The following is a 17,576-nucleotide window of genomic DNA, read 5'->3' as shown; positions in this document are numbered from 1 at the left end:
TATGATCGTAAAAAATTCAGGCTATTATGAATTTCCACTCTTACACAGTAGATTGTATTAAAATAGAGAAAACTTCAAGAGTTTAATAATTTTGAGTTGCTACTACTCAAGATAATTACACTCTTGAATTTCTGTTTTATTGATATAAGAAGGCCAAGAGCTAAAATATCTAGTTGCCTCAGTTGCAACACCTTGCCTTTCCATTTCTTTAGCAAAACGCTCACGCCATACTTGCGGCAACCCTTTACGAACATGCAGTCGCTTTCCATCAAACCCTAAATTCTTAACCGTTAGATGAACATGAGGGCTATCAGTATCTGTATGCAACGCCATAACGTATTGATGATTGTGGGCAAAGGTCTTTTTAGCAAATGATCTTACTGCGTCTTTAACAGCTTTAGGTTCGGTTCCATCAGGCATGGATAGAACGATGTGAGTACTGTGACGGGCATTCTTTTTATTGCTGTTTGTATCGGCTCCCCATTCTTGGGCGAGTTGATGTAGGGCAGAGGTGTCTTGGTAACTGTTGCCTTGTTCGTCTTCTATTTCCAGCTGTCCTTTTCGGCTGATGTAATCGAAGTGGGCTTGGATGTGGGCAGCACTTTTACAATGGCCGCTGATTTTGACCATGACTTCTGGCGGCTTGCGAGTATATCGTTTTGAAGATTTGATGCGGTTGGCCTTGTGCCAAACGTCATTATTGAGTAAACCTGATATTCTGTCATTCAGTAGTTGACTCATGATCAATGCTCCAACGAGTACGGTTTTTGTCGAGTAATTTATAAACTTTGTCTTTATGCTTATCAATTCTATGACTGAGCATTTCAATCATTTCTTTGGTGATTTTGTCACTCTCTCTAAATTCGATATTCAGCACTTTGGCTATTTGATTGAGATTGCGACCTATGGCCGATAATTGGCGGTTGGATTCTCTTAAAACTTGCATTTCCTCTACTGATAAAACGGGTGATCTATGCAGGTGAGCGAGTACAGTAGAGGTGACCCAATTAGTTTGTGAAAAGTAGCCTTCTTCTTTGGCGAGCATTGATAGCTTTTTGTGATTTTGGCTGTCGAGCCTTATGGTCACTTTATTGGTTCTGCTCTCTTTGAAGTTATCGGTATTGGCAGCAAGAGGGGAGGCTTTATTGATGAGCATACGGAGCATTTGGGCTTCACTCATTGAGTGAGAACGACAATACTCTTGCCAATGGGATTTTTCATCCGGCTCTAAATGTACTTCTGTTTTTGGCATAAACTTCAACCCTCAGAAACTCATGGATTTAATTTATCGCCATGAATAAAAAATGTACAGAGCGAGAAAGGCGTTTTTTTAGATAAATAAGGCTAAAAATGGTGTTGCATGCAAATGCCAGCAACTTTGCGCGCATACGCCAGCAGGTTTGCATGCAAACGCCATCATTTTGCGAATCCTGCACTAGTTTTTAGAAAGGGCTTTTCACTTTTACCGTATTTATCTCTTTTTGGGTGAAGAACATAAACAATCCACCAGCAAGTAAAGTCTGCAGGTGAAATGAGCTTTCTTAAACCAAGATTAAGACTCTTAAATGTGTGAATTACCACGTTATGTGATAATTTATCTCGATTCGGGAAACAAAAGTTTAATCTTTACTATTTTTTGAGTAGCTATCCATTTTTCTACACTTTCACTTGTTTAGATGATGTTAGGTTTGAGTATGAATACACTTGCAGAACGGCTTGATTTTGTCATGAAAGAGGCTGGTATTAATCAGTCTGAACTTGCATCTCGTATTGGGATCAGGCAACAAGCAATCAGCCGTATGCTCACTGGCATTACTAAAAATTCTCGTTACTTCTTGCCTATATGTAATGAACTAAGCGTTAGCCCTAAATGGTTGATGGAAGGTATTGGTGAAACTTACTCAAGAGATCTGAAAACCGATTCTGTTATCCGTCGTGTTCCATTATTAACGCTCAAGCAAGTCATAAATTGGTCACATAACAAAGCTGAAATCACAGATGATATGATTGATGCTTGGTGGGAAGTATCCAGTACCAATGTCGGTGAGGATGGCTACGCGATTAAAGTTCGTGGTGACGGAATGGAAGGTCAAGGGCATCGCTGTATTTCTGAGGGCTGTATTCTCATTGTTGAATCCACATCAGAATACGAATCGGGTGACTTGGTTATCGCTAAACTACCAACCTCATCATCTGCTTGTTTTAAGCAAATCGTCGATGAAGCTGATGCCACCTACTTGAAATCTTTTAATCCAAATTACCCGTTGATCAAGTTTGAAGATGGACAAGTGCTAGGTGTCGTTAAGCAAGCTATTTATGAGTATTATTAACGCGTTACTTCATTTGCTAGCTAATTTAGAAATTCGCTAAAAATTAGTTCAAAATCTGATAACTACCCTTTTTTGTAAAAAGTTTAAAAGACTTCTTATGTGTTCCGGGTAACGGTTTGTTTAAAAATTTTTCGATTGCCTTAGCAGTGGCTTCGGTGCCTTTTTCAAGAGGAATTACCTTGAATGTAACTCTCATAAAAATCCAAGAAGTCCGAATTGTAAAAACGTTATCCTCTACTTTTAATTCACTCTTACGTTTACATGGCTCAAATAGACCATACTCAAATGAGTTTTTTACATAAGTCCTGATAGCTTCATCACTAAGCGACATAGTATTCACTTCCAACCTTTCTTCAGCACAACAGATTTTAATACTCTATCAAGCCAATAACGAAAACATAAAAACACATTGTTATAAGCAAGTTTCGTTCAGAGTTTAGGAGTTACTCAATTGTCAAACACATCTTGTTATTTAACATCTGCTGAGCGCGCCTGACGGTCTGTTTTTCTGAATACAAAGGCTTAATACAGATCTGTCGCAGCTCATGCTGTTTTAACCTTATTGGATTCAATACAAACCAATCGGTGAAGTAATTGCCATCAGCTATTCGCCATTCTGAACCTTGCAGATCTTCTATTTTTATATTGTGTAAGAGATCAGCGGCTATGTAGGTTAAGGCTTCAAAAAATCTATCGTAAACAAGTTCATCGTCTTGCTGTTCTGAACGTTCACAGCTTTTGATTGCTTGAGCTAAACAGATCCCAAACAGTGGTTCATCGAATACTCTAATGGCATCAGAAAGGTAATAGGCAAACAGCTTTAGAGGGATTTCGGCTTCTGGGTATTCGATTAAAAATAGGGTTAGTTTAGGCGATAAATTTGGATATGTTATTCGCCATTGCTCTAGTATTTCATCAACGCTGCTGGTTGATAGTGCCAACTGGATAATTTGAGTCATAGACCACCTCGTATAGTGAGTCCATTCTGTTTCTGCTGTTAACTCTTTTCTTACCACTTCACAATCAAAGTTAACCAAAGATTAATTTCTAGCTCATTGACTAAAAGGAACGCTAGCTTTTAAGCTGACTGAATTTCACTAACAATGGCTAGATTTAATTCATAACCTATTAATTCGTTGAATGAATTTATTTATAAAAACCAACTGTTCTATAAGCCATTGAAAACTATGTTAGTTAAGTTTGTTATCAAGATTAAGGTGATTGACGGAATAAGACTCTTAACAAAAACAAGGTAATAGTTATGACAGCATTGAAGTTAAACGCTGCTTACGAGTCTAAAAACATCACTTTCAAAAAAGCCTTTGCTATCGTTTTTTTACCGTTTGCTCTCGCCTTTATCCTCAGCTGCCTGTTTCGAACAATGAATGCGGTTTTAATGCCTACCCTGCTGCAATTAACTAAAGCCAATCCATCTGAGCTTGGGTTATTAAATGCCACTTACTTTCTTGCTTACGCCCTATTTCAGATCCCGCTAGGCACATTGCTTGATAACTATGGTGCAAAGAACGTTCAGTCTTGCCTATTCGTTATCGGTGGGCTTGGGTTGTTGCTATCTGGGATCACAAATCACATTGAGGTAATCGCTATCGGCCACGCTTTGCTCGGCATTGGAATGTCAGGTGGATTAATGGCTGCATTTAAAATGATCGTGCAGTGGTTTCCAAGTGAAAAGATCCCGATGTTGAACGGCATCATGATGACGTTTGGTGGAGCTGGAATCCTTTTATCAGCCACTCCCACTGATTATCTGGTAACGAATTTGGGTTGGCAGGCTTTAAACATCGGCTTTAGCTTATTGGCGTTCATTGTTACCTTAATTATCTTTTTCATTGTGCCCGAGAGCAAAGTTGCTACTGAAAAATCCAGTTTTTCTAGCCAACTCAAAGGCATCTCCATAATTTTTAAATCTAACTACTTTTGGACGATAGCCCTTATCACCGCAGGTGTTTTACCGAGCTTTATGGCGGTTCATGGGCTTTGGATTGAGAACTGGCTACAGACAGTTTCAAATGCTAAGCAAAGTACAATTGATGATTACTTGATGCTAATGGGCATAGCAATGACCGTAAGCCTATTATCGACTGGTTTTATAGCCAGAGTTGCCCACTTTTATCAAAAACCACTTGAGAATATATTGGCTGCTCTGGTGATCGTTTACATCGTTATTGAGCTGATGATTATCAGTATGCATGGTCGTTATGAGTGGATATGGTGGGTACTGTTAAGTTTGGTATCACAAATTTTTAATTTATCCTATGCAGCACTAACTCAACACTTTCAAAAGACACATTCCGGTAGGGCAAATACGGCATTGAATGTTGTGGTATTTACTTCGGTTTTTCTGCTCCAATACCTTATTGGGTTAATCGTCACTTTATCAAATCAGTACCTCTCTTTAGCTAGCAGCTATAAAGTGAGTTTTATGCTGCCAGTTGTTGTTCAGATCATCTGCCTTGGTTTGTCTTGGGTTTTGCGCATGAAGCTCGCTGTTAAGAGCAGTATAAATAATATTTGATATTGCCCGACGTGATTTCTTTTAGATATATCATTAATGCATAAGTGAATAGAACATAGTATTTAAAGACAAAGATATGTTCTGCTATACATCCAAGGCTGTCCCCACAGAGTTACATAACTTGGAAGCTTTGGAGCCAAGCTAATGAAAAAGGTGATTTCTAACTTTATCTTTATAGTTTCAATGGCTTTCTGTTCAATTTCTATTTATGCCATACCTAAAAAAGAAGTCCCTAAGCACTTAGCCAGTGATGCACTAAATTGTGCAGTTTACAGCACGTACATGATTGGCTATCTGAATGGTGTTTATAATCAATACCAAGATCAAAAAGAAATATCAAAAGGCATGAGATCCGCCTCATTGTCGTTAGGTCGTGACGTTTATCGAAATTTAAAATATTACGCACAACTTTATGGAATGCTCAGCCATGAAAAACCAAAACAAGTAATGAAAGATATCAGTGGCGGTGTTGATGATCTTGGTGGAGCTGAAAATGCAACAAACATTGAAGTTGATTTCTTAACTAAACATTATGGTGATATGTGTCACCAACTATCAATTAATCCAAAAAAAAGAATGCAATACTGGCTAAGCAAAGCCCCTGATAATCCCAAACATTGAGAATACATTCTACCGAACATAACAAGATAGTGATGACTTTTTCTGGAATAAACTTATGCCTAATCAAATAACATACAAACAAGCTCAAGCGATAAAACATGCTTTATATGTAATCATTTTTTTATTGGTTTCTCTTATTGTTGCAGCCTGTGATAACTCAGGCTCAAATGGATACGATGGCAGCCACAAGAATGAAATGGATATTTTAAATAATATAGATGGAAACTTGGCTAGCGCTGCTTCAGATCTAGACAGAATAGCGAACAAGTTATGTCCTACTGAATATGATTGTACTAATGCTGGTTAAGATATTATTCTCCAAAAGAGAGAATAACCATCATTACTTTTTGCAATAATATCAGCAAATTAAAACCCAAACAGCTTCACTAATAACTAACCAAAACGATTCAGGTCGATCCAGCATTGACCAATGACCAGAATCTTGAATTATAACTCTCTTATACTTAGCCTTTTCAACATGAGCTACCTCAAGCCTAGACATACTATGCTCGCCATAAACGTATAGCTTTTCACACTTCAAATCCCTATAGATAGAATCAATGGCATTTCCGACTAATAACTCTGTAGAAGATTTTGCCCAAGCATGAATAATATCAGGGTCGGCTTTTTTAACATTTTCCAGATACCGTTTGATAAACCTATCTGACTCAGTGCCTGCTTTTAATCGAGAACACATATATTCGACAAATATATTTGAGCACTCGAACTCGCAAGCTTTGGTTAGGGAGCGGGCGTTAATTTTGTCTTCAACCAGCATCCCTTCGACATTCAAAAATAACACTGCATTATCTAATTTAGATGTAAGAATAGTGGCTATGGTTGCTCCTAATGAATGACCTAGGATAATGAGCATTCTACCTGCTGAATACTTTGAAATTAGTTGCTCAAGCAAAGTGACGACATTGTTTAGATCTCGATATTGTTCTTCGAATCGGCTTTTACCAAATCCGGGGAGATCGGGAATGAATATGTTCAGTTGTTCAGTGATTGATGTTTCGAATACTCCCGATAAGCTATCACTGCACTCTGTGAATCCATGTATCAGCCACATATCAGCAATTGCATTCTGATTGTATTGGTAGACAATATTGATGCCTGTGCTTTCATCTAGCATTTCTTGTGGCATTTGGATCACCTTAGTCTTTTCTTGATTTGCAACATCTGATCTGCACCTTTGGTAAAGTGATAATTGACCTTAACAATCCGATATTCAACGGGCAGCTTATCCAGTGCTTTAAGAACCTGCTTTAGCTGTATAGGTGTTTTTCTATCATTGCCAATCAACGGAAAGATGCGAACTTCTTTTGCGACTCTTATCAACTCAAATACTGAATTGATATGAAAGTCTGTCGACAAAATTTCTGAGTATAAAAATAAGAAGTTTCCGCATAGTGCTAGGTCAAAACTATTATCCTTGAACAGCAGTCTTGGCAACTTTGCATTAATGTATCTTCCACTATCTCCACTTTTCGAAAAATCATCTAAAAAGGTCTTTGATGCCAATAGCCGTTTGGCCTTTAACTCTTGAGGATCTTTAAAGTAGCTCCAATTGAAATCATCTGCACAACTGACAATTTTGGGATAAATTAACTCGCAAGATGTCCTGATTTTGTTAGCGATATCCTTTGGCTCTAAGCCATACAAGGGATCGCAAGAAGTAACATCAAACCCTAATGATGTTGCTGTCACATTGAATGATGCCGCGCCATCAGCACAACCTAAGATCTTTTTACCTAGGTCATCAATAGTAAGTGAAAATATCTTTTGGTACTCATCAAATGAGCGACTCCAAATTAATACATGATCCAGTAAAAAAGGCATAAACTTCTCATCGTCCTTGTTGGTCACGTTGTATAGACGGCACTGATAAGTTCTCGAATACAAAATCAATAAAGCATCGTATTCGTTTGGGTAAGTTCTTGTTGGTATGAGGGTGGATCAGATAGATTGAGTTTGTGATTGTTTTATACTGACTCAGTAATGGTACTAACAAGCCAGCATTTATGGCATCGGCAACTATAAAGGTCGGAGCATAGATTAAAGCCACACCACTCAAAGCAAGGTGTTTTACAAAGAGAGCATTGTTGGTGAACACATTGGTTTTGACTGGAATATTATAAGCTTCATCACCATCAAAAAATGTCCAAACTCTTTCCTTTGGTTGAATACCATGATGACAATCAAGGCAATTGTGCTTTGTAAGCTCATTGAGGGTTTTCGGCGTTCCATTTCGCTGCAAGTATGACTGACTGGCACAGACGGTATAGTCGTGTGTAAAAACCAATCTTGATATCGCTGATGAATCTTCTAACCGTCCACATCTAAAGGCAACATCATATTCACCTATGGGTGGTAGAGGTCCGAGTGCGCCATCGAGTGTGATTTCAAGTTCAACATCACTGTACTTAGCTAAGAACTTTTCCAGTATGTCGGATAGCACTAAGTTACTAAAGTTTTGTAACGCTGATATCTTGATCTTGCCTTTAGGGTTGTTGTGAACATCAATGACTTGATCGCACACAGAGCCAAGTTCTAACTGAATATTCGCACATTGCCGATAGAGAATTTCACCCGCTTCTGTCGGTGCTAAGTTTCGAGTCGTGCGCTTTAACAGCTCAACACCTAGAGAAGCTTCTAACTGTGAAATGCGTTTACTGACAGCCGCTGCCGTTTTTTCATTTTTCTCTGCCGCTGCGGTAAAGCTTTTGTACTTAACCACATCAACAAACAGCATCATATCGTTTACAGGAAGCATGATGACTCCACGGCTAAAAAAGATGGTTCAATAAAGCTTGTTTGGCTTTATCGTTAATGTTCCTAACAGACCTAGCACTGCAAGTAGCATTAGGTAATACGCAGGCATTAAAGGGTTCTTGGTGACTTTTATCAGGTAAGTGACAATGAGTGGCGTGGTTCCACCAAACGCAGCAAAGGCAAGATTGTAAGCAAGCCCAACGCCTGTGTACCTAACTTTGGCTGGAAAGAGTTCGGCTAACATTGCACCATAGCTTGATGCCACTAAAGAAAAGGACACGCCAAGAATAATGAGTGAAACCAATACCGCTTTAGTCGAACCACTTAGCAGAATAGTAAACATTGGATAAGGTAAGAGAATTAATAGAATCGAGCCGATAAGGATCAGCTTTTTTCTGCCAAGATGATCTGAAAGGTAGCCAAACAGCAGCATAAATACTGAGAATATACCTAAGCTGATACTGTTTATTACATGCACCTCATCAGCCGGAATTGGATTATGCACTTTGAAGTTCACTAAAAAGGTGGGCATGTAAAGAAACAGTAGGAACATGCTGACAGCATCCAAGCATAAGATCGACAAGCCTTGAGCAAGCTGCGGTAAATGATTTTTAAATAGATACGCAGCAGGGACATAGCTTTCTTTACGCTGGCTTTTTATTGAGTTAAACAGAGGTGTTTCCGATACGTTCTTCCTCATATAGCCACCGACCACACCCAAAATCGCACCGATTAGAAAGACTATACGCCAGCCCCAATGGTAAAATTGCTCTTGAGTTAACAATGAATGCAGCAAGGCTGTAATACCTTGAGCAAATAAAACTGCCAAGCTTAGGGCAAAGAACACAATGACAATTGCTCGACCTCGTTTGTTTACATCTACATGCTCAAACGTAAAGGTTATCGCTCCGGGTATTTCACCGCCTACAGCTAGCCCTTGTATTATGCGCAGTAAAACAAGAATGACAGGTGCTATGAATCCAATGTGCTGATAATTAGGTAGAATTGCTATCAGCAAAGATGGAACAGCCATTAATAAAATGGAGACATAAAACGCCTTTTTTCGACCTCGTAAATCTCCGTAATGACTGAATACCAAGCCACCGATTGGCCTTGCAAGATACCCAACAGTAAAGGCACTAAAGAGTCCTAATAGTGAGTTGATATGCTGTGTAGCAGGGAAGAATTGTGGGCTGACGGTATTGGCAAGAAACACAAAGATCATGAAGTCATAAAACTCTAATGCGCCACCAAGTGCAGCAATGCCTACCACTTTTAATTCTGATGGTTTCAACTTAGTAAATGTCACCATGGCAACACCACCAAGACAATACGAGTTACGCCCCTGACAAAGTGGGTTTTAAATCGAACACCTAATCTAAATAACGCAAAAAGATTAATAGCTTTAATACCTTACCTACCGTTGATTGATGGTATTAAGGCTAATTTCTACAAGCTTAATAGAAGCTGTCTAAAACTCATTCTCTACACGGTAAATCAAGTAGTTAGCGCACTTTTGGGTAAATGAGGTCATTTTAGATAAAAGTGGGCTTTACAAGTAATTGGTCATCATGTACTCATATTAACCACCAAATACAACTTAAATTGTATAAAGGTGTTTTTTATGAGAACAAAACCAACAATTATCGTCAGGCAAATTTGGTTTACTAATTCTCAGCTATGTGATCACTTTGGTATCCATAGAGCAACACTGTGGCGCTGGAAAAGACACAGAGAGTTTCCTCGCCCCGAAGGAAAGTATATTGGACTTGTTAGATACGATGTCCGTAAAGTTGAATTGTTTTTACAATCAAAGTTGTAATTTTCATTCATCGTTAGCTGTGGAGTATTGAGATGTATCCAGAGTTATATCAAGAAGTGTTACGCCGATTACCGAGAGACTTTGATTTCAAAAAGCAAAGTACCGACTTTTTACAACAAGGCATTTGTCCTAACTGCGGTAAAAGAGAGCTTTACACCTCTAAAAATGAACCTTGGTTACTTCGCTGTGGACGATTAAACAAATGCGGACATGAACTGCATATCAAACAGCTTTATCCTGATCTATTTAACTCTTGGAGCGAACGCTTTCCTGTCAACGATGAAAATCATGGTTCAACTGATACCGCTAATGCTTACTTAAAATACGGACGAGGTTTCACACTCAACCTTATCAAAGGTTGGTATCAACAAGGTTTTTATACTGATAAAACTACTGGCTTTAGTAGTTCTACGGTCAAATTCACATTAACCAATGGCACCACTTGGGAAAGGTTAATTGATAAACCTGATCGTTTTGGTAGTAAAAAAGCGGTATTTAAAGGCAAGTACCAAGGAGAATGGTGGCAAGCACCCAATTTTTGCGTCGATACCCTACCGCAAGAGTTATGGCTAACTGAGGGAATATTTGATGCCATCGCCCTACTCCATTCCGGCTTAACTGCCGTTAGCACCATGAGCTGTAACAATTTTCCTGAAAAAGCACTCCAACATCTTGAGGTGTTACTAGCTGGTAAGCCCAAACCTACTTTAGTCTTCGCCTTTGATACGGGTAATGCAGGTGAATCCTTTACTCAAAAATTTGTTGATAGAGCTAGAAAACTTGGTTGGCAAGCCACAGCAGCTCAACCCTACACAGCCAAAATAAAGCTCGATTGGAATGAGTTGCTGCTAAGAGAAAAATTGACTGCTGAACATCTTGAGCATTACCGACACCTAGGCAAATTATTGGTCGCAAGATCAGCAATGGATAAGGCGTTATTGATTTATCAAAAGCAGAGCTATACCGAATTTACTTTTGATTTTAATTGCTCTTTGTACTGGTTCACCATTGATGTGAAAAACTGCCGTAAGGTAGAAGAACAGCTATCAGATAATGATTCGAATAAAAGTAATCAGGCTGAAAAAAAGGCTCAGGCAATGAGAGAATCCAGCAAAATAAAAATGCTAGCCAAGTGCTTTCCTAAAGCGCTTTATTCATATCAAATCAACGATACCAAAGAAGTTCGCTATGCCTTTCGAATTGACTTTCCTCACCAAAATTATTCGATTAAAACGACGTTTTCAGGCTGCCAACTCAGCTCCAGCTATGAGTTTAAAAGGCGCTTATTAACGGTAGCATCAGGTGCGATTTTTCGAGGAAATACGCACCAGTTGGATCATTTAGTAGAAAAGCAGCTTTATGACATCAAGCAAGTTCAAGCTCTCGATTACATGGGCTACAGCGTTGAACACGAGTCTTATATTTTTAATGATATTGCCGTTAAAAAAGGACGGATTTATCACCTCAATGAAGATGAGTATTTCGACATTCCACCGCTCACTGTTAAATCCATTTACTCACTACAACTAAATATTAATACCGACCTTGAGCAGTTCAATTCAGACTGTTTTAACAAGCTATGGCAAGCCTTTGGAGCAAAGGCATTTGTCACTCTGGTGTTTTGGTTTGGCAGTTTGTTTGCTGAGCAGATCCGAAAACTACAAAAAACTTACTGCTTCTTCGAGTTATCGGGTGAACCCGGTGGCGGTAAAACCACTCTTATTGAGTTTTTATGGAAGTGTTGTGGCCGCTCAGATTACGAGGGCTTTGATCCCAACAATGCCACACCATCAGGTAGAGCAAGAACATTAGCGCAAGTGGGCAATCTTCCTTTGGTGATCAGTGAAGCTGAAAGAGATCCCGCTAAAGATTCCAAGTTTGCTCGCTTTGATTGGGAAGAATTTAAAATGCTGTACAACGGGCGACCTACTTGCACTCGTGGAATAAAAAGTAACGACAATGAAACTCGTAACCCTAAATTTCGTGGTGCCATTCTTATTGAGCAAAACTTTGATGTTCAAGCCGACAAAGCCATATTGCAGCGGATTGTAAAACTATCTGTTGATAGCAAAAGCCAAACTGCTGAAAGCCTTGAAGCGGCTGAGTGGTTAGAGTCAGCTGAAATCGAGCAAGTATCAGGATTTATGCTCAAAGCCATTTTGAATGAAGATCAGGTTCTTTCTATCGTTAAAGAAAGAATGCCTTTGCATCGAAAGCGGCTGAAACAAGAGTGCAATATTCGCAGTAATCGCATTGCTAAAAATCATGCTCAACTCTGCTCACTAATGGAAGCCATGGCAATCATATTTCAGCTCCCTCAATGGCAAGTAGAAGAAACTCAACAGTTACTTGAAGCCATAGCGAAAGAAAGACAGCAAGCGACCAGTCGTGATCACCCTCAACTGCAATTGTTTTGGGACGTTTATGAGTTTTTAGAATCAGAGCAAGTTAATTCTGTTAATCACGCAAGAGATCCGCAGCTTATCGCCATCAATCTGAACCAATTTGCTGAAGCCGCTGCGGCAAGAAAACAACATATACCGCTGCTTAGTGAGCTAAAAAGGCTATTAAAAATAAGCCGTATACATTCCTTTATAGGACAAAAAACCGTAAACAGTGCGGTGAACCATCGCTTAAATCAATCATTCCCAACCATGAAAAAATCGAACTGTGTGAAATGTTGGGTATTTCAACGAGGAGATTTACTATGAACCATAAACTTATGCGCGCTTCTGCATGGGCAAAACGAGAATTTGATCAAGGCTCTATGCCAACAGCAAAAACTATCCGTAGCTGGATAAAATCTGGCATTATTGAGGGACGCTTTATCGATGGCAAAGCTTACGTCTTTGCCAACGAAAGAGCCGGAATGATGTCAAAAGTTTCAGATGATGTGAGTGCATTGTTGAGGGCGTAATGGCTGATGTTCGCAAACGTAAGCTAACTAAACATTTACCAGAGCATGTGTACTATGATGCTCGACGTGGTAGTTATCGCATTAAATTAGTTGACGGTCGCTACAAGCAGTTAGGAAAAGACAGAGAAGTCGCCATTTCTGTTGCTAAAGAATACAACCGTATTGCTCGACCTAAAGTGGGCATCACGGTTGATAAGCTGCTTAATGCTGACAGTGAAACAGAAAGCTACTTTGGTCATCATGTGGATGGACTATTAAAACGGATTTTTAAAGAAGAACAGCCATCTGATGATTTTAAACGTACCATGGAAAAAGATGCACTCAGAGTTAAAGAGTTCTTCATCAATGTGCCAGCATCTGAGATCAGCTTGCAACACGTTAACGACTACCTTGCAGAATATCACCCAGAAGCCAGCCCCAATGTTCAGAACCGCAAGGTAGCATGGCTTAAAAAGCTGTTTTCTTACGCCATTGACGAAAGCTTAATGACGGTGAATCCCGCTTCATTTAAAAAGCGAAAACGTCTCAATGAGAAGAAACGCCAGCGATTAAAGTTAGATTGGTATCACGAGATCCATGCAGCAGCACCATTATGGCTACAAACCGCCATGGATTTAAGCTTGCAAACCACTCATGCACGGCTAGAGATCTCACGCATACGCTACAACCTGAAAACACCTGACTCCAAAACCTGTGGCTGTTATTGGTTTAAAAAGCCAGAACTGACTGCTAGCGGTCTGGTCTATGGCAAGCTCTATATTCACAGGCAAAAAGTACAACATAAAGAAGCGGCACATGTCGCCATACCCATTGGTGATACGTTAAAGCTAATTATTGATCGTAGCCGTGACAGTTTGATCAGTAACTTTGTTGTTCACCGTTTACCTGAGCGCTGCAGTAACACGCTCAGTAAAGAAGTATCACACTTAACCCAAGTTGCACCTGACTACATCAGCCGTTCTTTTTCTAAAGTTCGTGATCAAGTCGGCTGCTGTGATCACCTCACGCTATCACAACGTCCAACATTCCATGAGATCAGAGCCTTAGCCGCACACTTGTTTGATAAGCAAGGTATCGATCCACAATCACGCATGGCGCACACCGATGCCAAAAGCACCAAAATCTACACTGAAAATCATGTTCAATGGGTTGAAGTGCCCTTTGCTGAAATTAAAGTTAAGTGATGTTGGAACGGGTATTGGACACAAAAGCAAAAAGTAACTTGGTTCCTTATTGGTTACCTAAAAAGTTACTTTTGGGCATTTGAGATTTGTATTGTTTGCTCAAATGGTTAGGGCTGTTTTGTAGATGGTGAAACCAAGGTTACCTTTTTTCGATAAGATTGTGGAGGTTCGATTAGGCAGACAGATTGACAAAACTTAAAATGAAATTCTTAGGGCTATTCAAATTTATACAAGATGATCACTCCACGACAATTTCACAAAAGTACAGCTTCACTTTCAATGCTTACCAGCCCTAAGGAGAAAATGGTTAAAGTATTCTTTTCCCATAAAGATAGGCCAATAAATATATGAAAAAACAAAGAATATAGATGAAATCGCTTTCATTCTTTATATCAGAAAGAGTTTCGACTGTTTCGCTAAGGCTTATAATGGTTTTCCCGCCTTCAGACACATATGCAAGCTCACATCGAGACTTAATAAAGGTTGGAGGGCACAAAACACCGATTCGAACATTGTCACTGCCATGTAAATCCGAAACATCAGACAAATACAAGTTGTTGGTAACAACTACTCTAGAGCCCGTCTTAATATCTTTAAAGATAGAAACACTGCCACTTCTGCCTCCAGAGTCATTATTAATAAAATGTACATTGTAATACTTCACTGGATAGTTACTCACCTTTCCTGTAAAAAAATCAGTAAATAGAAAAGTAAAAATTATGACTAATAAGAAATTTACACCTAGATCAAAAAGTATTTTCAAAACAAAAACCTACACTTACTTGATTACATCTAAATCAGAAATTCAACAACTTATTAAAAGTAAAGTGGAACGAAAAAAATTTTCTGGATAACTGCAATCGAGATATGAATTAATAATCAAAATAATCAACGAAGTATTATAACAAACTCAATATATATCAGCACGCTCAGGAAAAGAAAAAGGTCTAAAACTCGATAAGGCGTCGCGCGAATCTCGCGCAAATCTCGCGCATTTTAAAAATCACGAGTACGGTATGATGGATTTTTTGCTTATAAAACAAGAAGAAAAATGGTCGGAATGAGAGGATTCGAACCTCCGACCCCTGACACCCCATGATTTCTAGCCGTGGCGTGTAACACACTGAAAATAAAGTAAAACAATATAAAATTTTCAGAGAAAAACTTGTTAAAATCGACAAATAAGACATTTCATAAATCAAACAGTTAGCAGCCAGTTTTGCGCAACTTCATTTGTAACTTACACCCTCCTATCTCTTTCATCAACGTAAATTTTCTCAAAAGGTATGAACTCTATTAGTTCGAAACTTACACGAAATTTTAGATACGAAGCCTGAATATTCCTATCTAGACGGATTCCTTTTCGAAAATCATAGACTTCGGGTAACTAGGGTGATTGAATTTAACCACTTTACGTAATCTTCTGATTTGATTGGCTTTTTAAGCTTGTTAGCCAATTAGTTTAGGGTAATCTTGAGGGTAATATATAGGTAATCAGATCACCCTACTACACATAATATCTGTAAAATATAAAATCTATGAATATCAATAAGATCACCTTTAGGGTAACTGCACATCACCTTTTAGAGGTTATGACATAAATTCTTTATTTTCAGTCCATTATGACTGCACAGAATATTTGATCACCCCTGTTACCCCATAAAAAGTTCACACACATTCAATAACCAACAACCTTCCTCTCATTTGAATGCCAAGAGCAACGATTCGAAGAAAAAGTACAATTAACAACCGATCAAACTTTAACCTATTGCTCTAGTCAGGTTTTTTAGTAAAAGTAAATAATAATTGTTCTCATGGATAGAGATAAAAAATTGAAGACTAAAACAGTAACGGTGCTTTATTACTCAGAACTGGCCAATCTTGAGATCAAGGCAGAAACTCTTAAAAACCTTCCGTATCAAAAGCAAGGTTATAGAGTCAAGTTGCCGGACAGCTTCAAATCAAACAAGATAATCATTGCTGTTCTTGAGGGTGAAGTGCAACTTTTGAATTTTCTAGGAGAAAGGGCGGAAAAGGATTGATATATACTCAACCAATTAGAAATCACTGTTCATCATATTTGTAAGAACTTCCTTTCCGCTATCAAGCTTTTGCCCCATACCGTGTTTCGTTCTGCATGACTCTTATAACTCCACCTCTTTTATGAACACAACTTTAAGAGCGAATCAATATGAAACTTTGTTTTCCCTACTACAGTATTTCAGACTATGGGCTAGACGAAATTATATGAGTCTGTTTAAAATGTATACAGCTAAAGTAATCCCCGTTTTTCAGGCGGGGGGTTAAGTTCGGAAATAAAAGGATTTTTAAATGGATTTATCAAAATTTAAAACTGTTACGGTAAATAACACTGCATTAAGCATTGTAATATTAAGTTTGCTTGTGGGGTGTGGGGGGGCTGATAACAAGCAAGAGCCAAAACCACTTGCGAATAAGCCCCCCATAGTATCTATAGACGATATTTCTGTTCCTGAAAACACCGCAACCAATGTTAGTGCTGATGCAAGTGATCCAGACGGAAGCATCACTTCTTATTTATGGGAACAAGTTTCTGGTCCTAATGTTGAACTGAAAGATACAAAATCAAAAAGCTTAGCCTTGAGTACTCCTATTGTAACTGAAGACACTGAGCTATCATTTAAGGTCACTGTTACCGATAATAAAGGGGCGAAGACTTCAGCAACAGGTAGAGTTTTAGTAAAAGCAAAAATGGTCAAAGTAACTTTAATGGGTAAAGTTCTGGATGGACCTATTGCTAATGCGAAGCTGAAAGCCATAATTAATGACAAAGTGATTGAAGGACAAGCTGATAAAGACGGCAATTATTCCCTGCCAATTTCATTAGATGATTCTCACCTTGGTGATTTAATTAAAATAACAGCAACAGGAGTCGAATCTGGCAGTCCTGTAAAACTAATATCTTACCTCGGAAGCTTAGATAGTGCTATTAAGTCAGCAGGTGATGACGGAACACTTAAAAAAAATGAACTCTTTGCAGTAAATATCACCAATGTAACAACAGCTATTGGCGCTCTAATACAAAATAACAACGAAGGGAAAGAATTAACCACTGTAGATGCATTTAATAACGCTAGTAATGAAATTGATGCTTCACTAATTTTGCCCCTCTCAACAGCGATCAAATTGGTTATAGATTATTCAAATCAAAACCCAAATTTTAAACTTCCTGAAGGAACCAATGATACGCTTGAACTCGTTAATAATTTAGATAAAGCCAGTCATTAAGTAGCCGACTAAAAGTTTTTTAAATCACAAAACTTCTAAGAATTTTGCAGTTCCTCATAAATTTTCATTTTAGACTTTAGTACCCTAAAAACAGCTTTATCTCAATTTAGAGAGTTATCATGAA

General features: G+C 38.6%; 19 protein-coding genes. 10 read left to right on the top strand and 9 right to left on the bottom strand.

Going from position 1 to position 17,576, the window contains the following annotated elements; genetic code table 11:
• Window positions 1-102 precede the first annotated feature (102 nt).
• Together D5018_RS11870 and D5018_RS11865 are read right to left on the bottom strand one after the other, a co-directional pair.
• Window positions 103-741 carry a relaxase/mobilization nuclease domain-containing protein gene (locus D5018_RS11870; protein WP_121839225.1) on the bottom strand — a complete coding sequence of 213 codons (639 nt, stop codon included), beginning with the start codon at window positions 739-741 and terminating at the stop codon, window positions 103-105.
• Window positions 722-1,252: a plasmid mobilization protein gene (locus tag D5018_RS11865; protein ID WP_121839224.1), complete on the bottom strand. Its 531-nt coding sequence runs from the start codon at window positions 1,250-1,252 to the stop codon at window positions 722-724. Before D5018_RS11865 ends, D5018_RS11870 begins: the two co-directional genes overlap by 20 nt.
• Window positions 1,253-1,694: 442 nt before the next feature.
• Between D5018_RS11865 and D5018_RS11860 the strand changes: the two genes are divergently transcribed.
• Window positions 1,695-2,330 carry a LexA family protein gene (locus tag D5018_RS11860; protein WP_165905050.1) on the top strand — a complete coding sequence of 212 codons (636 nt, stop codon included), beginning with the start codon at window positions 1,695-1,697 and terminating at the stop codon, window positions 2,328-2,330.
• Between the two features lie 43 nt (window positions 2,331-2,373).
• On the opposite strand, the gene D5018_RS11855 is transcribed toward D5018_RS11860, so the two are convergent.
• Together D5018_RS11855 and D5018_RS11850 are read right to left on the bottom strand one after the other, a co-directional pair.
• Window positions 2,374-2,661, bottom strand: a complete 288-nt coding sequence (locus tag D5018_RS11855; protein WP_121839222.1) for a hypothetical protein — start codon at window positions 2,659-2,661, stop codon at window positions 2,374-2,376.
• Window positions 2,662-2,773: 112 nt separating this feature from the next.
• Window positions 2,774-3,289: a hypothetical protein gene (locus D5018_RS11850; protein WP_121839221.1), complete on the bottom strand. Its 516-nt coding sequence runs from the start codon at window positions 3,287-3,289 to the stop codon at window positions 2,774-2,776.
• Between the two features lie 302 nt (window positions 3,290-3,591).
• Here D5018_RS11850 and D5018_RS11845 point away from each other — a divergent pair, with 302 nt between their 5' ends.
• From D5018_RS11845 to D5018_RS11835, 3 genes are all read left to right on the top strand, one after another.
• The gene (locus D5018_RS11845) at window positions 3,592-4,866 is read left to right on the top strand and encodes an MFS transporter (RefSeq protein WP_121839220.1); all 1,275 of its coding nucleotides are present in this window, start codon (window positions 3,592-3,594) and stop codon (window positions 4,864-4,866) included.
• Between the two features lie 144 nt (window positions 4,867-5,010).
• A complete protein-coding gene (locus D5018_RS11840) occupies window positions 5,011-5,487 on the top strand; it encodes a hypothetical protein (protein ID WP_121839219.1) in 477 nt (158 codons plus the stop codon).
• 55 nt (window positions 5,488-5,542) lie between these two features.
• A complete protein-coding gene (locus D5018_RS11835) occupies window positions 5,543-5,794 on the top strand; it encodes a hypothetical protein (RefSeq protein ID WP_121839218.1) in 252 nt (83 codons plus the stop codon).
• Window positions 5,795-5,845: 51 nt separating this feature from the next.
• Here D5018_RS11835 and D5018_RS11830 read toward each other — a convergent pair whose 3' ends face one another.
• The 4 genes from D5018_RS11830 to D5018_RS11815 are packed head-to-tail and all read right to left on the bottom strand — an operon-like array spanning window position 5,846 to window position 9,574.
• Window positions 5,846-6,634, bottom strand: a complete 789-nt coding sequence (locus tag D5018_RS11830) for an alpha/beta fold hydrolase (protein ID WP_121839217.1) — start codon at window positions 6,632-6,634, stop codon at window positions 5,846-5,848.
• 5 nt (window positions 6,635-6,639) lie between these two features.
• The gene (locus D5018_RS11825) at window positions 6,640-7,329 is read right to left on the bottom strand and encodes an SAM-dependent methyltransferase (RefSeq protein WP_121839216.1); all 690 of its coding nucleotides are present in this window, start codon (window positions 7,327-7,329) and stop codon (window positions 6,640-6,642) included.
• A 7-nt stretch (window positions 7,330-7,336) separates the two neighbouring features.
• Window positions 7,337-8,263 (bottom strand): LysR family transcriptional regulator, encoded by a 927-nt coding sequence (locus D5018_RS11820; protein ID WP_121839215.1) that lies wholly within the window; start codon window positions 8,261-8,263, stop codon window positions 7,337-7,339.
• Between the two features lie 27 nt (window positions 8,264-8,290).
• Window positions 8,291-9,574, bottom strand: a complete 1,284-nt coding sequence (locus D5018_RS11815) for an MFS transporter (protein WP_121839214.1) — start codon at window positions 9,572-9,574, stop codon at window positions 8,291-8,293.
• A gap of 312 nt (window positions 9,575-9,886) precedes the next feature.
• Here D5018_RS11815 and D5018_RS11810 point away from each other — a divergent pair, with 312 nt between their 5' ends.
• The 4 genes from D5018_RS11810 to D5018_RS11795 are packed head-to-tail and all read left to right on the top strand — an operon-like array spanning window position 9,887 to window position 14,185.
• Window positions 9,887-10,084 (top strand): hypothetical protein, encoded by a 198-nt coding sequence (locus D5018_RS11810; protein ID WP_121839213.1) that lies wholly within the window; start codon window positions 9,887-9,889, stop codon window positions 10,082-10,084.
• A gap of 32 nt (window positions 10,085-10,116) precedes the next feature.
• The gene (locus tag D5018_RS11805) at window positions 10,117-12,795 is read left to right on the top strand and encodes a toprim domain-containing protein (RefSeq protein ID WP_121839212.1); all 2,679 of its coding nucleotides are present in this window, start codon (window positions 10,117-10,119) and stop codon (window positions 12,793-12,795) included.
• Window positions 12,792-13,001 carry a hypothetical protein gene (locus D5018_RS11800; protein ID WP_121839211.1) on the top strand — a complete coding sequence of 70 codons (210 nt, stop codon included), beginning with the start codon at window positions 12,792-12,794 and terminating at the stop codon, window positions 12,999-13,001. Before D5018_RS11805 ends, D5018_RS11800 begins: the two co-directional genes overlap by 4 nt.
• Complete coding sequence (locus D5018_RS11795; RefSeq protein WP_121839210.1) at window positions 13,001-14,185, top strand: site-specific integrase; 1,185 nt, start codon at window positions 13,001-13,003, stop codon at window positions 14,183-14,185. Before D5018_RS11800 ends, D5018_RS11795 begins: the two co-directional genes overlap by 1 nt.
• Before the next feature lie 307 nt (window positions 14,186-14,492).
• On the opposite strand, the gene D5018_RS11790 is transcribed toward D5018_RS11795, so the two are convergent.
• On the bottom strand, window positions 14,493-14,948 hold the full coding sequence (locus tag D5018_RS11790; RefSeq protein ID WP_121839209.1) for a hypothetical protein: 456 nt from the start codon (window positions 14,946-14,948) through the stop codon (window positions 14,493-14,495).
• Between the two features lie 1,051 nt (window positions 14,949-15,999).
• Between D5018_RS11790 and D5018_RS11785 the strand changes: the two genes are divergently transcribed.
• Entirely contained in the window at window positions 16,000-16,227 is a 228-nt protein-coding gene (locus D5018_RS11785; RefSeq protein ID WP_121839208.1) for a DUF2375 family protein, read from the top strand.
• A gap of 289 nt (window positions 16,228-16,516) precedes the next feature.
• A complete protein-coding gene (locus D5018_RS11780) occupies window positions 16,517-17,452 on the top strand; it encodes a PKD domain-containing protein (protein WP_121839207.1) in 936 nt (311 codons plus the stop codon).
• Window positions 17,453-17,576 lie beyond the last annotated feature (124 nt).

The sequence above is a fragment of the Parashewanella curva genome, from assembly GCF_003675895.1.
Classification (GTDB): Bacteria; Pseudomonadota; Gammaproteobacteria; order Enterobacterales; family Shewanellaceae; genus Parashewanella; species Parashewanella curva.
The sequence above is the reverse complement of the archived record's forward strand: the minus strand, read 5'-3'. Positions and strand labels throughout refer to the sequence as shown.

Coding starts and splice junctions, on each gene's coding strand:
- D5018_RS11815 (WP_121839214.1), bottom strand. CDS start 9,574: ATGGTGACATTTACTAAGTTGAAACCATCAGAATTAAAAGTGGTAGGC.
- D5018_RS11845 (WP_121839220.1), top strand. CDS start 3,592: ATGACAGCATTGAAGTTAAACGCTGCTTACGAGTCTAAAAACATCACT.
- D5018_RS11785 (WP_121839208.1), top strand. CDS start 16,000: ATGGATAGAGATAAAAAATTGAAGACTAAAACAGTAACGGTGCTTTAT.
- D5018_RS11840 (WP_121839219.1), top strand. CDS start 5,011: ATGAAAAAGGTGATTTCTAACTTTATCTTTATAGTTTCAATGGCTTTC.
- D5018_RS11795 (WP_121839210.1), top strand. CDS start 13,001: ATGGCTGATGTTCGCAAACGTAAGCTAACTAAACATTTACCAGAGCAT.
- D5018_RS11870 (WP_121839225.1), bottom strand. CDS start 741: ATGAGTCAACTACTGAATGACAGAATATCAGGTTTACTCAATAATGAC.
- D5018_RS11865 (WP_121839224.1), bottom strand. CDS start 1,252: ATGCCAAAAACAGAAGTACATTTAGAGCCGGATGAAAAATCCCATTGG.
- D5018_RS11800 (WP_121839211.1), top strand. CDS start 12,792: ATGAACCATAAACTTATGCGCGCTTCTGCATGGGCAAAACGAGAATTT.
- D5018_RS11820 (WP_121839215.1), bottom strand. CDS start 8,263: ATGCTTCCTGTAAACGATATGATGCTGTTTGTTGATGTGGTTAAGTAC.
- D5018_RS11830 (WP_121839217.1), bottom strand. CDS start 6,634: ATGCCACAAGAAATGCTAGATGAAAGCACAGGCATCAATATTGTCTAC.
- D5018_RS11860 (WP_165905050.1), top strand. CDS start 1,695: ATGAATACACTTGCAGAACGGCTTGATTTTGTCATGAAAGAGGCTGGT.
- D5018_RS11805 (WP_121839212.1), top strand. CDS start 10,117: ATGTATCCAGAGTTATATCAAGAAGTGTTACGCCGATTACCGAGAGAC.
- D5018_RS11835 (WP_121839218.1), top strand. CDS start 5,543: ATGCCTAATCAAATAACATACAAACAAGCTCAAGCGATAAAACATGCT.
- D5018_RS11810 (WP_121839213.1), top strand. CDS start 9,887: ATGAGAACAAAACCAACAATTATCGTCAGGCAAATTTGGTTTACTAAT.
- D5018_RS11855 (WP_121839222.1), bottom strand. CDS start 2,661: ATGTCGCTTAGTGATGAAGCTATCAGGACTTATGTAAAAAACTCATTT.
- D5018_RS11850 (WP_121839221.1), bottom strand. CDS start 3,289: ATGACTCAAATTATCCAGTTGGCACTATCAACCAGCAGCGTTGATGAA.
- D5018_RS11825 (WP_121839216.1), bottom strand. CDS start 7,329: ATGCCTTTTTTACTGGATCATGTATTAATTTGGAGTCGCTCATTTGAT.
- D5018_RS11780 (WP_121839207.1), top strand. CDS start 16,517: ATGGATTTATCAAAATTTAAAACTGTTACGGTAAATAACACTGCATTA.